Here is a 13866-nt window from a genome sequence, read left to right on the forward strand (position 1 = left end):
GAGCCGTGCGGCTTGACCATATAACCCCAAGACGCTTCGCACGTAATCCTTAGCGAACATCCCGATTCACCAAACGCTTGTCACTCGTTTACCCCTTTGCGGGGCTTGGCGCACCAATCTGCGCTGCCCCCACCCCTTCCCTGGCGACGATAGCGCTGTGGCCCCACCCGATCCCATCCCGAACTCGGCAGTGAAACGCAGCTGCGCCGATGGTAGTGTAGCTTGCTATGCAAGAGTAGGTCATCGCCAGGGGCTTTATCCTTAAAAACCCTCACCCTCCGGTGAGGGTTTTTTCTTGCCTGAAACATAGCGCCACCATTAGCTCCGCATAAACACCGCGATTCATTCGATATTCCTCTCGGCATTAAGACGGCGCGATTAACAAGCGCCTCAATGGGCGATTATCGATAGGCCCAACTCTTATAGCCGTTTGGACTGTTCAATCCACTTGCCGCACCAGACGGCAAGCGGAAACGCCAATACGCAACACACGCTTGGCCTATGATTCGAGGCCTCAGGGACCATGCGCCAATCGGGGGATCACCGCGTGTTCGTCCAAGTCGAAACCCGCCGCCGCCAGGGCACGCCATGGGTGACCATGTTGCTCGTGCTGCTCTGCGTCCTGAGCTTCATCGGCCTGGCCGTACTGCCGCCGCGCCAGCGCCTGTCCCTGCTGCTCGAATGGGGCACGGTGCCGGCCAATATCTTCGATGCGAAGGAACCCATCCTCGCCCAGTTGCATGACCCCTCGCTGCTGCGCCTGGTCACTGCGCTCTTCATCCATGTGGCCTGGCTGCATGTGCTGGGCAATATGCTGTTCCTGGTGATCTTCGGACTCCCTTCCGAACGCACCCTGGGTTCCACTCGTTTTTTCCTGCTCTTCCTGCTGGGCGGCATCGTCGCCAACCTGGTCGGCGCGCTTTCGCTCGCCGGCGTGCACTCGCCCATCATCGGCTGCAGCGGCGCGGTGTCTGCCGTGCTCGGCGCCTATATCGCGCTGTTTCCGCGCGAACGCCTGGGCCTGGTGCTCCCGCTCGGCCTCTACCTGGAGTTCGTCCGCGTCCCGGCCTTCCTGCTCATCGGCATCTGGGTGCTGCTGCAATTGCTCTTCAGCTATGCCGGCCCCAGCTATGGCGCCGTCGTATGGTGGACGCACATCGCCGGCTTCCTGTTCGGCGTCGTCTACGCGCTGCTGTCCCGCCAGGCCGTCGTCCGCCGCATGCGCGGATAAACTATGCCGATGCGCAACAAGAAACTCTACAAGGTGACCTTCCTGCACCTGGGCAAGAGCTACGAGCTCTACGCCAGGCACGTGGCTTCCAGTGCGCTCTGGGGGTTCACCGAAGTCGGCGAACTGGTGTTCGAGCCGGCCGGCGAGGGCATCGTGGTCGATCCGACTGAAGAAAAGCTGCGCGAGGAGTTCAAGGACACACGCGTGCTGCACCTGCCGATGCAGGCCATCATCCGCGTCGAAGAAGTCGACCGCAAAGGTTCGCTCGCCATCCGCGACGCCAGCGACGGCCAGAAAGTGACGCCTTTCCCGATGCCGCCACGCGGCGGCCGCTGATCGTCAGCGATACGCCGCCATGCCGTGATGGCGGGAAAAATGCCGCAGCAACCTCCGCGCGATCGGCGTCGGCGCCACCTGGCGGAACGTATGGTGCGGATCGAAGCCTTCGCGATGCATATCCGCACGCTTGCGATGAATGTATGCGCGCATCACATCCGCATTGAACTCCGGATGGAACTGCACGCTCACCGCGTTCTTGCCATAGCGCAGCAGATGATGCGGATCGCGCGCCGACCCGGCGAGCACCGTGGCTCCCTTCGGCAACTCCAGCACGCTCTGCTCGTGCGTGGTATGCGCACGGAATGCCACCGGCAACGCGGCCGCCATCGGATCGTGCCTGGCCTGCTCCGCCACCTGGATCAGCATCGTGCCGATCTCGCGACCGCCAGGCAGATAGTCCACCCGCCCGCCCAGCGCATGCGCCATCAGCTGATGCCCGTAGCAGACGCCGAACAGCGGCAGTTCCGCATCCATTGCGTCCCTGATCCATCCAGCGGTGCGTTCGCTCCACGCGGCGCGCTCCGTGACCATCGCGGCAGAGCCGGTAATCAATGCGCCCGCTACATCGCCGGGCGCCGGTAGCGCCTCGCCCGCCGCCACGTCGATGACGCGCACCCGCTCCGGCGCCAGCTGCGCACCCAGGCGGAACCAATGTGGAAAGTCGCCATGGCGAGCGCGAATCGGATCCGGCGCGCGGCCGGTGCGGATGATCAGGACAGGCTTCATCGAGACAGAACGTGCTTCAGTGGGAATGGCCTTCCGGCAGTTCGATCGGCGGCAGCACGGTCAGCACTTCCTTCACCGTGGTCAGTCCGCGTGCCACCTGCGCCGCCGCCGAAATGCGCAAGGGCCGCATGCCCTCGGCCAGGGCCGCGGTGCCGAAGCGGCCCAGATCCAGCTGCGAAGACAACAGGCCACGCAAGCGCGGTGACAGAATCATCATCTCATAGATGCCGGTGCGCCCCATGAAGCCGGTATTGCGGCACTCCAGGCAACCCACCGGCTTGAACACGGTCTCCGGTAGCGGCACCGACCAGCCATGGGTCAGTGCCGTCCATTCGTGCGGCTCCTGCTCCGTGGCCTGTTTGCAATGCGGGCACAAAGTGCGCACCAGGCGCTGCGCCACCACCCCGGTCAGCGTCGACTGGATCAGGTAATGCGGCACGCCCAGATCGAGCAGGCGCGTCACCGCGCTGGGCGCGTCGTTGGTGTGCAGCGTCGACAGCACCAGATGGCCGGTCAGCGACGCCTGCACGGCCATCTGCGCGGTTTCGAGGTCGCGGATCTCGCCGACCATGATGATGTCCGGATCCTGGCGCAGCAGCGTGCGCACGCCCGCGGCGAAGTCCAGATCGATCGAAGTCTGCACCTGCATCTGATTGAGTTCCGGCGAGACCATCTCGATCGGATCCTCCACCGTGCACACGTTGAGCTCCGGCGTGGCCAGGTGCTTCAACGTGGAATACAGCGTGGTGGTCTTGCCCGAACCGGTGGGGCCGGTCACCAGCACGATGCCGTGCGGACGCTCCACCATGCTGCGCCACAGAGCGCCTTCCTCCGCCGAAAAACCCAGCTGCGAGAAATCCTTCGCGACGATATCCGGATCGAAGATACGCATCACCACCTTCTCGCCGAACGCGGTCGGCATGGTGGAAATACGCAGTTCCACCTCGCGGCCGCCGGAGGAGCGCGTCTTGATGCGGCCGTCCTGCGGGCGGCGCTTCTCGGCCACGTCCATGCGCGACAGGATCTTGATGCGCGCGGTCACCGCCGTCATCACCGGCGGCGGCAGCTCGAACACCTTGTGCATCACGCCGTCGATGCGAAAGCGCATCAGCCCGGCTTCGCGCCGCGGCTCCAGATGGATGTCGGAGGCGCGCTGCTCGAACGCGTACTGCAGCAGCCAGTCGACGATGTGCACGACGTGGCGGTCGTCCGCGCCGACTTCGCCGCTCTTGCCCAGCTCGACCAGCTGCTCGAAATTGAGGATCGCCGAGGAATCGTAGCCGCTCGTCTTGGCATCCTGCGCCAGCTGGATCGAGCGCTGCACGCCGTAGAACTCGAGCAGGTAGCGATTGATGTCCAGCGGATTGGAGACCACCCGCTTCACGTCGCGGCGGATCATGTGCGACAGGTCGGCGGCCCAGCTCGGATCGAACGGTTCGCAGGTGGCGAAGGTCACCTCGCCGGGCGAAGCTGCCACCGGCAGGATGCGGTGGCGCGTGGCGTAGGCACTGCTGACCACCTGGGTCACCGCCGCCACGTTGATCTTCATCGGGTCGATCTTCAGATACGGCAGCCCCGCGTGGGTCGCCAGCCACTCGGTCAGGACTTCCAGGCTGAGCGGGCGGCCCGGATCGCGCTGGTTGGCCAGCTTGGCGTTGGCGATCAGCACCAGCGGATGCAGCTCTACCGAGGAGCGGCCGCTGCGGTTGCCCATGCGCACGTTCTTGGCGTCCTCGGCCTGGACGAAACCGTCCACGACCAGGGCGGCCAGCACGTCGTCGAGCGTGAGCTTGCCGCGCCGGCCGAGCAGGGAAGCGATTTGCGGTGAGGCGGCCATGCGTTGGATTCCCCTCGGTTTTCTGCGCGCGATCAGGCCAGGAGCATAGCGCGCCGGTATACTAACCCGCTTTATTCCAGGTCACGGAAAGCCATGTCCGCACGTACCTTCCAGGATGTGATTCAGACCCTCAACCGCTACTGGGCGGCGCAGGGTTGCGTGTTGCTGCAGCCGCTCGATACCGAGGTCGGCGCCGGCACGTTCCATCCCGCCACCTTCCTGCGCTCGCTGGGCCCGGAGCCCTGGGCCGCGGCCTACGTGCAGCCTTCGCGCCGTCCCACCGACGGCCGCTATGGCGAAAACCCCAACCGCCTGCAGCATTACTACCAGTACCAGGTGGTGATGAAGCCCAATCCGGACAATATCCTCGAGCTGTACATCGGCTCGCTCAAGGAGCTGGGCCTGGACCCGCTGGTGCACGACCTGCGCTTCGTCGAGGACAACTGGGAATCGCCCACGCTGGGCGCCTGGGGCCTGGGCTGGGAGGTCTGGCTCAACGGCATGGAAGTCACCCAGTTCACCTATTTCCAGCAGGCCGGCGGCCTGGAGTGCAAGCCGGTCACCGGCGAGATCACCTACGGCCTGGAGCGCCTGGCCATGTACCTGCAGAACGTGGACAACGTCTACGACCTGGTATGGACCGAAAGCCCGCACGGCACCGTCACCTACGGCGACGTGTTCCACCAGAACGAAGTCGAGCAGAGCACCTACAACTTCCAGCACGCCAACGTGCCTGAGCTGCTGCGCTGGTTCGACGTGTGCGAGGGCGAGGCCAACAAGCTGATCGCCGCCGGCCTGCCGCTGCCGGCCTATGAGCAAGTGATGAAGGCCAGTCACACCTTCAATCTGCTCGACGCGCGTCGTGCGATCAGCGTGACCGAGCGCCAGCGCTACATCCTGCGCGTGCGCACGCTGGCCCGCGCGGTGGCCGAAACCTACGTCGCGCAGCGCGAAAAGCTCGGCTTCCCGGGCCTGAAGAAAAACCACAAGCCGTCCAAGGAGCAGGCTGCATGAGCGCCGCCAAGTCACTGCTGATCGAGCTGGGCACGGAAGAACTGCCGCCCAAGGCGCTCGACGAGCTTGCCGCCGCTTTCCAGCGCGGCATCTGCGACGGTCTGGCCAAGCGCGGCGTGGAAGCCGGCCTGGACCTGGCGCGCACGTTCGCCTCGCCGCGCCGTCTGGCCGTCCATATCCCGCAGGTCGCCGCGCAGCAGCCGGAGCAGGCCATCGAGCGCCGCGGTCCCGCGGTGAATGCCTCGCTCGATGCCGAAGGCAACCCGAGCAAGGCGCTGCAGGGTTTCGCGCAGTCCTGCGGTGTCACCGTCGAACAGCTGGAAAAGCTGGAGACCGACAAGGGCGCCTGGTTCGTGTTCCGCGCCGTGAAGCCCGGCCAGCCGCTGGCCGCGTTGTTGCCTGAGATCCTCGACGAAACGCTCAAGGGCCTGCCCATTCCCAAGCCGATGCGCTGGGGCGATCACGACTACAGCTTCGTGCGTCCGGCCCACTGGCTGGTGATGCTGCACGGCGCCGACATCATCGAAGGCGAGGCGCTGGGCCTAAAGAGCGGCCGCAAGTCGCGCGGCCACCGCTTCCTGCATCCGCATCCGATCCATGTCGCCGATGCCGACAGCTGGCTGGACTCGATGCAGGCCGCGAAGGTGCTGGCCGATCCGGCCGAGCGCCGCCAGCGCATCCGCGCCGAGGTCGCCAAGGCAGCCGCGCAGACCGGCGGCCTGCCGCAGCTGGACGACGCGCTGCTCGACGAGATCGCCAACCTCACCGAATGGCCGTCCGCGATCGCCTGCACCTTCGAGCGGGACTTCCTGGCGGTGCCGCCGGAAGCCCTGGTCACCACCATGGAGACCAACCAGAAGTTCGTGCCGGTGTTCGACGCCAACGGCAAGTTGACCGAGCACTTCATCGGCATCGCCAATATCGAGAGCAAGGACCCGGCCGAGATCCGCAAGGGCTACGAGCGCGTGATCCGCCCGCGCTTCGCCGACGCAAAGTTCTTCTGGGACGAGGACCTGAAGACGCCGCTGGCCGGCTACCAGGACCAGCTGAAGAACGTCACCTACCAGCAGTCGCTGGGCAGCCTGTGGGACAAGAGCGTGCGCGTGGCGGAGCTGGCGCGCATCGTGGCCAATCGCGTCGAGGTCGACGCCGGCCAGGCGACCCGCGCTGCGGCGCTGAGCAAGTGCGATCTGCTGACCCGCATGGTCGGCGAGTTCCCCGAGCTGCAGGGCGTGATGGGTCGCTACTACGCCACCCATCACGGCGAAACGGCCGAGGTGGCCGCCGCACTCGACAGCTACTACCAGCCCCGTTTCGCCGGCGACGCCATTGCCGCGGGCAAGGTCGGCCAGGTGCTGGCCGTGGCCGAGCGCCTGGACACCCTCGCCGGCATCTTCGCGGTAGGCCTCAAGCCCAGCGGCAACAAGGATCCGTTCGCGCTGCGCCGTGCCGCGCTGGGCCTGGCGCGCACACTGGTGGAAGGCGGGCTGGAACTGGATCTCAAGGCCAGCTTCACCGAGGCGCTGGAACTGATCCCTGACGCGGCCCTCGCCGCCGGCCTCAAGCCGGGCAAGGACGGCAAGGCGCCCACGCTGGATGCCGGCAAGCGCCGCGCGGCGCTGGTCGAGGAGCTGTACGACTTCGTGATCGAACGCCTGCGCGGCTATTACGCCGAGCAGGGTTTCAATGGCGAGCAGTTCGAAGCGGTGCTGGCGGTGGCGCCGGCATCGCTGGCGGATTTCGATCGCCGCCTGCGTGCGGTGGCGGAGTTCGGCCGCCGGCCGGAAGCGCTGAGCCTGGCCGCCGCCAACAAGCGCGTCGCCAACATCCTGCGCAAGCAGGCGGAAGAGGCGGGTGCGCCGGCGCTGCCGGGCGCAGTCGATCCCGCGCATTTCGAAGCCGATGTCGAGCGTGCACTGGCGTCGGCGCTGGCCGCCGCCAGGTCGGACACGGCCGGCGCGCTGCAGGCCGGCGACTACACCGCGGTGCTGACGCGCCTGGCGCAGCTGCAGGCGCCGGTCGATGCGTTCTTCGATGGCGTGCTGGTGAATGCGGAGAATCCCGCGGTGCGCGCCAATCGCCTGGCCTTGCTGGGCCAGTTGCAGGCGCAGTTCACCGCCATCGCCGACATCGCGAGGCTCTGAGCCTCGATCGGGGCAGCGTCGTCGGTACTAAACGAAAACGGCAGCCTGGTGGCTGCCGTTTTCGTTTCCGATGCTGCGTTAAGCGATTTGCCGATCGCGCTTGAGGCGGTCGCCGAGGCGGTGGTTGAAAGCCACCATCGCCGCCGCGTCCACGTCGTTGCCGCCCGGGCCGAGAATCTCGTAGAGGTCGGCCAGCAGATCCGCATTGTCCGCCAGCGATAGATTGCTGTCGGCCAGGTCCAGCTCGGACTGCAGGATGCGCAGTGCCGTATTCAGGCGGTTCGGATCCATCGCCACGCCGCTGGCGTGCAGGGTGTCGGCGGCCGTGCGCAGCTTGGTGCGCTGGCGCTGGGTCAGGGAGGTCTCGGTGCCGAGCTCCTCGCCGGAGGTGATCGCCTCGGACTGGATCATCGAACCCTCGCCGGCCACCAGCCACACCAGGGAAATCCCCATGGTCTTGGCCAGGGTCACGCAGCGGGCGCGGGAAGGATCGGTATTGCCGTCCCGCCAGCTACGCACGACGCCCTCGGAGAAACCGCACATTCGCGCGATCTCGGTCACGCTGCCCACTCGCTGGATCAGCACCTTGATGCGGTCGGCGAAGGTTCCCGCGCTCGGCGGCGTCGTAGTTATTTGCGTAGCCATCAGGTGTGCTCCTAGGCGATCTGGCAGTTGACTTTTACTCAAATGTCTTTCGAGACGCTTACGTTCCGGGGAAAAAAACGCGCTGGAAGGAGTCACAACGGGCCATTTTTATCCCTGCTCGTAATTTTTTTCGATAAGAATCCGTAAGAAAGCCGGACTCCGATCGGGGAGAAACGCACGAGTGTCGATCTGGAATACGCGCCGGCTATAGGAATTTGCCGGGGGCTGGGTGACCTTGCCGGTCGTGCATCGAGCGACCCCCTGGACATGCGCCGGCGATGCTGCTGCGAACCCGCTATTTCTTTACCGAAAAGCAACTATCGATCAGGAATTCGAGCAACTGCCTGGGCCGGCCTACGGAGAGGAATCTTGTTTTTAACCAGTCCTTTATGGACGTCCAAACACCGTCATTCAGCGTTGGACTACGGTAGATGTCTCCCTTCGCAACCGTATGCTAGGCAAAGCTCCTATTGACTTTTCTGGGTGCTTATTTTTCCGGTATGCTTGAAACCTCCCCCGCGAAATATTCCGTATGGCGCCTGGCGCCAGGGGTTTCGCGCCCTGTTCCTTAGGATTCATTCGATTGAGGTTTCACATGCGCAGGTTGGTTTGGTCGCTGATGTCGGTAGCAGCGCTGGCTCTCGCCGGCTGCAATTCTTCTGATTCCTCGCAGCCCACGACGGCTGGCGGCGAATCCGCACCGGCCGCTTCCGCGCCTGGCCAGCAGCAGCCGACCAAGGCCAATGCGGTCAGCGGCACGGTTGCGCTGCGCGACGCCAGCTCGCAGGTCTCGCCGCAGGCGAAGCTGGAGCTGAAGCTGCTCGATCCGTCCCAGGAGGGCACGCCGCTGGCCAGCAAGACCATCGATCCGGTGGCCAGCCTGCCGCAGTCGTTCGAGCTGGAATTCAATCCGGCCGACGTGAATCCGAACAGCATGTATATCGTGCAGGCCGTGCTGACCGACGGCGATCGCCGCTACACCGCGCCGCTGCAGACGCCGGTGCTGACCAAGGGCGCCGGCAGCCAGGTGTCGATCCAGCTGGTCGGCGAGCAGACCCCCGGCGAGAAGGAACTGGCCGCGTTCACCGCGGTGCAGAAGCAGATCGGCGGCATGAAGATCACCAGCGGCACCAAGCTGGAAGACAAGGTCTCGCGCGGCTGGCAGGTGTTCCGCGAAGCGGGCGAAGTGAAGTTCATCCGCGAGCAGGTCGACTACGGCGACAAGGGCTTCACCAATACCGACTATGCCTACAAGGACGGCAAGCCGTGGGTCGTGGTGCAGCAGAAGAAGTCCAGCAAGGACGCCAAGCCCAATTCGACCGAGCGCGCCGGCTGGAACGCCGACGGCGCCCTGGTGCTGAAGCAGGAACAGGCCGGCAGCAAGACCGATGCGCTGGCCGATGAGGAAGCCGCCAGCCTGCAGAAGCAGGCCACCAGCATCCTCAGCCTGGCTACCAACGGCAAGAACAAGTAAGCCCCGGCGTCATCCGGGCATGAAAAAAGCCGTCCGCTCGCGCGGACGGCTTTTTCTTTGGGCCCAGGAAAAACTGGCGTGGAAAAAGCCGGCTCAGAAGCCGACTTTCACGCCCAGGTTCACGCTGTTGTACTTCTGGCTGTCGTCGCCGAAGCGGCCGCTGTAGCCGACCCAGCCGGTCACGCTCTCGCTGAACTGGGCGGACACGCCCACGTCGGCGGTGCCCCAGGTCTTGTCCGGCAGGAAACCGGTGAGGGCGAACTGGCCGGGCATGCTGACCACGCCGGCGGTGACGCTGCGCGGGTCGGCCTTGCTGTCGTGGTTCCAGGCCACCTCGGCGTACGGCGCCAGCATCATGCCGCCGGCCTGCCAATGACCCTGCAGGCGCCAGCCGAGGGTGGAGATCAGCGCATCGCGCTGCTGGCGTCCGAACCACATGGTGGTGCTGTCGTTGCCGCCTTCGGTGTAGCCGTTGACCTTGACGGTCTGCCACTCGACCGTGGCGAACGGACCGGTGCGCAGCGTATCGAAGTTGAACCACCAGCCGCCGGTGGCGCCGCCGCCGAGGCGGTTGCCGTCGGCCTTGCCGCTCTCGCTGCGCGACATCGCACCGAGCTGGATGCGGCGCTCGATGTCGGTGAAGTTCGACTGCGCGTAGTTCAGGTAGCCGCCGATGTAGCCGCCGCCGTTGTGATAGGTCAGGTAGCCCAGGCCGCTGATGTCCTGCAGCTTGTAGCCGCCGCCACCGGCGAAATCGGCGTTGTGCTGGCCGATGCCCAGCGCCACGCCCATCGAGATGTGCTCGCTGGCGCGCACGTCGGCGCCGACGGTCAGGTTGACGTTGTTGCTGGTGGTCTTGGGCGAGCTGCTCTGCTCGTCGAAACGCTGGTGGGCGTAGTCGACGTTGGCGAAGAAGCGCGTATCGCTGCCCATCGCGTCGGCCATCATCTCGTTGCGGATGGCGCGGGTCTGCGCCGAGGCGGCGGCCAGCGGCGCTTCGCCGAGCATGGAGATCTGGCCCGGTGCCTGGATCAGCGACACCACGTACTGGCCCAGCATGGCGTGGGCCGCGGTGGTCGGATGCACACCGTCGGCGAACAGGTAGGTGTTGTTGGTGCCCGCGGCATAGCTGTAGGGCAGGCCGGAACCGGCCGGGCCGCACTGCACCGAGCTGCCGTTACAGGCCGGCGTGGTGACGTTGGTGAAGCCGTAGGCCGACGGATTGGCGATCACCTCGTTGAGCAGCTGGAAGGTGTTCACCGGAATCACGTTGAGGCCGTTGTTGCTCAGCTGGGTGATACCCGCATTGAGCACGCCGTTGAAGGCGAGCGACAGCTGCGTCGCGCCGGCCGAAGCGGCCGCGCCGCCGGCCAGGCCGGACGGGGTCTTGCCGATGTCGGGCAGGTTGTAGACCACCACGTACTTGGCGCCGGCGGCCTGCATCTGGCCGATCAGGCCGACTTCGGTCTGCGCGGCGGCGGCGGCGCCGGCGGCCAGCACGTTCGGATTGGTCGAGCTGGAGGTCAGGTAGAAGATGTCGTTGGCGCCGCCCCAGACCTGGTAGAGCGCCTTGCTGTCGGCCGCGCCGCCGTTGGCGGCCAGGTACATCTGGAACTGCTGCGACAGCAGCGGCACGCCGGCCGGAGTGCCCGGCGAGTTGTGCTGCAGGCCGGCGCCGCCGAAGGCGTAGTCGGTGCCGCCCGAGAGCGACGCGGTCACCGGCAGGTTCAGCGCGGCGGCGACGTTCTCTGCCGTGGTGGTGCCGGGGTTGGTGGTGAAGCGCAGCGGGGTCGGCGAACCCGACAGCTTGGCGATGTTGCCGGCGTCGCTGAGGCTGTCGCCGATGACCACGACCTTGCTGAAATCGGTGGCGGCGGCGGCAGTGCTGAACAGCAGGCCGGCGGCGATGGCGCCGGCGAGATGGCGGATGCGGGGCATGTCGGTAACGCTCCTTGAGCCGGGATGGCTTTTGTTATTCGCGCGTTACGGTAATGCATGCCCATACGTCAGCGCATGCTGCGCTGCATCGCAGCGCAGCATATCCCGACAGAGTCGAACCTCAACGCTTCATGGCGCGCGATAACGCGTCGGCGAAAGCACTGTTGGCCGGCGCCGGTGCCGGCTTCGGCGCGCCACCGCCGCCGCCGGGACGCGGACCGCGACCGTCGCGCGGACCGCCGCGGCCACCTTCGTTGCCGCCGCCGGCCGGCCGGCCGGCGCGCGCCTGGCCGGGCTCGTCGTCCAGGCGCATGGACAGGCCGATGCGCTGGCGCGGCAGGTCCACTTCCATCACCTTGACCTTGACGATGTCGCCGGCCTTCACCGCATCGCGCGGATCCTTGACGAAGGTGTGCGACAGCGCGGAGACGTGCACCAGGCCGTCCTGGTGCACGCCGATGTCGACGAAGGCACCGAACGCGGCCACGTTGGTGACGCGGCCTTCGAGGATCATGCCGGGGCGCAGGTCCTTCAGGTCTTCCACGCCTTCGGCGAAGCTCGGCGCGACGAACTCCGGGCGCGGATCGCGGCCCGGCTTCTCCAGTTCTTTAAGGATGTCGCGCACGGTCGGCACGCCGAAGCGTTCGTCGGTGTACTGCTCGGCCTTGAGGCCACGCAGGAACGAACTGTCGCCGACGATGCTTTTCACCTCGCGCCCGCACTGGGCGATGATGCGCTCCACCACCGGATAGGCTTCCGGATGCACCGAGCTGGCGTCCAGCGGATTGTCGCCGTTGGGGATGCGCAGGAAGCCCGCGCACTGCTCGAAGGCCTTGTCGCCCAGGCGCGGCACCTTCAGCAGGGCCATGCGATTGGCGAACGGGCCGTTGGCGTCGCGGTGCTTGACCACGTTCTCCGCCACGCTGGCCGACAGGCCGGCCACGCGCGAAAGCAGCGCGGCCGATGCCGTGTTGACGTCGACGCCGACCGCGTTCACGCAGTCCTCGACCTTGGCATCCAGCGCGCGCGCCAGCTTCACCTGGTTGACGTCGTGCTGGTACTGGCCCACGCCGATCGCCTTGGGCTCGATCTTCACCAGCTCGGCCAGCGGATCCTGCAGGCGGCGCGCGATGGACACGGCGCCGCGCAGGCTCACGTCCATCTCCGGGAATTCCTTGGCCGCGACTTCCGACGCCGAATACACCGAGGCGCCGGCCTCGCTCACCACGATCTTCGAAAGCTTCAGGTCCGCGTGCTTCTTGATCAGCTCGCCGGCGAGCTTGTCGGTCTCGCGCGAGGCGGTGCCGTTGCCGATCGCGATCAGGTTGACGCCGTGCTGCTTGCACAGCACCGCCAGCCGAGCGATGGACTGGTCCCACTGGTTGCGTGGCTCGTGCGGATAGACGGTGTCGGTGGCCAGCACCTTGCCGGTGGCGTCGACCACCGCGACCTTTACGCCGGTGCGGATGCCCGGGTCCAGGCCCATCACCGTCCTGGCGCCGGCCGGCGCGGCCAGCATCAGGTCCTTGAGGTTGTCGCCGAACACGCGGATCGCCTCGTCCTCGGCGCTCTCGCGCACGCGGCCGAACAGGTCCAGGGTCAGGTGCAGGTGCAGCTTTACGCGCCAGGTCAGGCGCACCGTCTCGCGCAGCCAGGCGTCGGCGGCGCGGCCGCGGTCGTGGATGCCGGCGTGCGCGGCGACACGGCCCTCGCCTTCCAGATGGCCCTGTTCGGCGTCGAGGGTGGGCGCCAGTTCCAGTTCGATCACGCCCTCGTTGCGCGCGCGCATCAGCGCCAGCAGGCGATGCGAGGGGATCTTGCCGATCGATTCCATGTGGTCGAAGTAGTCGCGGAACTTCGCGCCTTCGTTTTCCTTGCCCGCCACCACCTTGGCGCGGATCTGGCCCTTGTCCCACAGCCAGTCGCGCAGCTCGCCCACCAGGTGGGCGTCTTCGGCGATGGTTTCCATCAGGATGGCGCGTGCGCCGTCGAGCGCGGCGCGCACGTCGGCCACACCCTTCTCCGCGTCGACGAACTGCGCGGCGAACAGCTCGGGCGCCTGCGTGGGATCCTCGCGCAGGCCCAGCGCCAGCGGCTCGAGGCCCGCTTCGCGCGCGATCTGCGCCTTGGTGCGGCGCTTGGGCTTGTACGGCAGGTACAGGTCTTCCAGGCGCGCCTTGGTGTCGGCGTCGAGGATGTCGCGCTTCAACGCATCGGTGAGCTTGCCCTGTTCTTCTACGCTGGCGAGGATCGCGCCGCGCCGCTCTTCCAGCTCGCGCAGGTAGCGCAGGCGCTCTTCCAGCAGGCGCAGTTGCGTGTCGTCGAGGCCGCCGGTGGCCTCCTTGCGGTAGCGCGCGATGAACGGCACGGTGGCGCCGCCGTCCAGCAGGTCGACTGCCGCGATGACCTGGTCCGGTTTGGCGGCGATGTCCTGGGCAATGCGATGTTCGATGCTGAGCATGGGGTACTGACGTTTCCTTGGAAAAAGCACAGGGGCGCGGCACGCCGCGCCGGTCGA

10 protein-coding genes and 1 rRNA gene are annotated in these 13866 nt (G+C 66.4%); 6 read left to right on the forward strand and 5 right to left on the reverse strand.

Going from position 1 to position 13866, the window contains the following annotated elements:
- The first annotated feature begins 139 nt into the window (after window positions 1-139).
- From rrf to BM172_RS19520, 3 genes are all read left to right on the forward strand, one after another.
- Window positions 140-252, forward strand: a 5S ribosomal RNA gene (gene rrf, locus BM172_RS19510).
- A 295-nt stretch (window positions 253-547) separates the two neighbouring features.
- Window positions 548-1231, forward strand: a complete 684-nt coding sequence (locus BM172_RS19515; protein WP_026633321.1) for a rhomboid family intramembrane serine protease — start codon at window positions 548-550, stop codon at window positions 1229-1231.
- A gap of 9 nt (window positions 1232-1240) precedes the next feature.
- Window positions 1241-1567, forward strand: coding sequence for a DUF1820 family protein (locus tag BM172_RS19520; protein ID WP_026633322.1), 327 nt, complete (start codon window positions 1241-1243; stop codon window positions 1565-1567).
- A 3-nt stretch (window positions 1568-1570) separates the two neighbouring features.
- Here BM172_RS19520 and BM172_RS19525 read toward each other — a convergent pair whose 3' ends face one another.
- Complete coding sequence (locus BM172_RS19525; RefSeq protein WP_026633323.1) at window positions 1571-2296, reverse strand: glutamine amidotransferase; 726 nt, start codon at window positions 2294-2296, stop codon at window positions 1571-1573.
- Window positions 2297-2312: 16 nt separating this feature from the next.
- Window positions 2313-4133, reverse strand: a complete 1821-nt coding sequence (locus BM172_RS19530) for a type IV pilus assembly ATPase TfpB (protein ID WP_026633324.1) — start codon at window positions 4131-4133, stop codon at window positions 2313-2315.
- 93 nt (window positions 4134-4226) lie between these two features.
- On the opposite strand from BM172_RS19530, the gene glyQ reads away from it, so the two are divergent.
- Window positions 4227-5147, forward strand: coding sequence for a glycine--tRNA ligase subunit alpha (glyQ, locus tag BM172_RS19535; RefSeq protein WP_026633325.1), 921 nt, complete (start codon window positions 4227-4229; stop codon window positions 5145-5147).
- Window positions 5144-7291 carry a glycine--tRNA ligase subunit beta gene (gene glyS, locus BM172_RS19540; protein ID WP_026633326.1) on the forward strand — a complete coding sequence of 716 codons (2148 nt, stop codon included), beginning with the start codon at window positions 5144-5146 and terminating at the stop codon, window positions 7289-7291. Before glyQ ends, glyS begins: the two co-directional genes overlap by 4 nt.
- 78 nt (window positions 7292-7369) lie before the next feature.
- Here the strand turns inward: glyS and BM172_RS19545 are convergent, their stop codons facing one another.
- Window positions 7370-7936, reverse strand: coding sequence for a helix-turn-helix domain-containing protein (locus BM172_RS19545; RefSeq protein ID WP_035322235.1), 567 nt, complete (start codon window positions 7934-7936; stop codon window positions 7370-7372).
- Window positions 7937-8531: 595 nt separating this feature from the next.
- Between BM172_RS19545 and BM172_RS19550 the strand changes: the two genes are divergently transcribed.
- Complete coding sequence (locus BM172_RS19550; RefSeq protein WP_026633328.1) at window positions 8532-9410, forward strand: YbaY family lipoprotein; 879 nt, start codon at window positions 8532-8534, stop codon at window positions 9408-9410.
- A gap of 93 nt (window positions 9411-9503) precedes the next feature.
- On the opposite strand, the gene BM172_RS19555 is transcribed toward BM172_RS19550, so the two are convergent.
- Both BM172_RS19555 and BM172_RS19560 read right to left on the reverse strand, forming a co-directional pair.
- Entirely contained in the window at window positions 9504-11348 is a 1845-nt protein-coding gene (locus tag BM172_RS19555; protein WP_026633329.1) for an autotransporter outer membrane beta-barrel domain-containing protein, read from the reverse strand.
- A 121-nt stretch (window positions 11349-11469) separates the two neighbouring features.
- The gene (locus tag BM172_RS19560; protein ID WP_026633330.1) at window positions 11470-13809 is read right to left on the reverse strand and encodes a Tex family protein; all 2340 of its coding nucleotides are present in this window, start codon (window positions 13807-13809) and stop codon (window positions 11470-11472) included.
- Window positions 13810-13866: the final 57 nt, after the last annotated feature.

The organism is Dyella marensis (assembly GCF_900112865.1).
GTDB lineage: Bacteria > Pseudomonadota > Gammaproteobacteria > Xanthomonadales > Rhodanobacteraceae > Dyella_D > Dyella_D marensis_A.

Bases quoted from the DNA above. Each gene is read 5' to 3' on its own strand.
- BM172_RS19545 (WP_035322235.1), bottom strand. From the start codon at position 7,936: ATGGCTACGCAAATAACTACGACGCCGCCGAGCGCGGGAACCTTCGCC.
- BM172_RS19520 (WP_026633322.1), top strand. From the start codon at position 1,241: ATGCGCAACAAGAAACTCTACAAGGTGACCTTCCTGCACCTGGGCAAG.
- BM172_RS19525 (WP_026633323.1), bottom strand. From the start codon at position 2,296: ATGAAGCCTGTCCTGATCATCCGCACCGGCCGCGCGCCGGATCCGATT.
- glyQ (WP_026633325.1), top strand. From the start codon at position 4,227: ATGTCCGCACGTACCTTCCAGGATGTGATTCAGACCCTCAACCGCTAC.
- BM172_RS19530 (WP_026633324.1), bottom strand. From the start codon at position 4,133: ATGGCCGCCTCACCGCAAATCGCTTCCCTGCTCGGCCGGCGCGGCAAG.
- BM172_RS19560 (WP_026633330.1), bottom strand. From the start codon at position 13,809: ATGCTCAGCATCGAACATCGCATTGCCCAGGACATCGCCGCCAAACCG.
- BM172_RS19555 (WP_026633329.1), bottom strand. From the start codon at position 11,348: ATGCCCCGCATCCGCCATCTCGCCGGCGCCATCGCCGCCGGCCTGCTG.
- BM172_RS19550 (WP_026633328.1), top strand. From the start codon at position 8,532: ATGCGCAGGTTGGTTTGGTCGCTGATGTCGGTAGCAGCGCTGGCTCTC.
- glyS (WP_026633326.1), top strand. From the start codon at position 5,144: ATGAGCGCCGCCAAGTCACTGCTGATCGAGCTGGGCACGGAAGAACTG.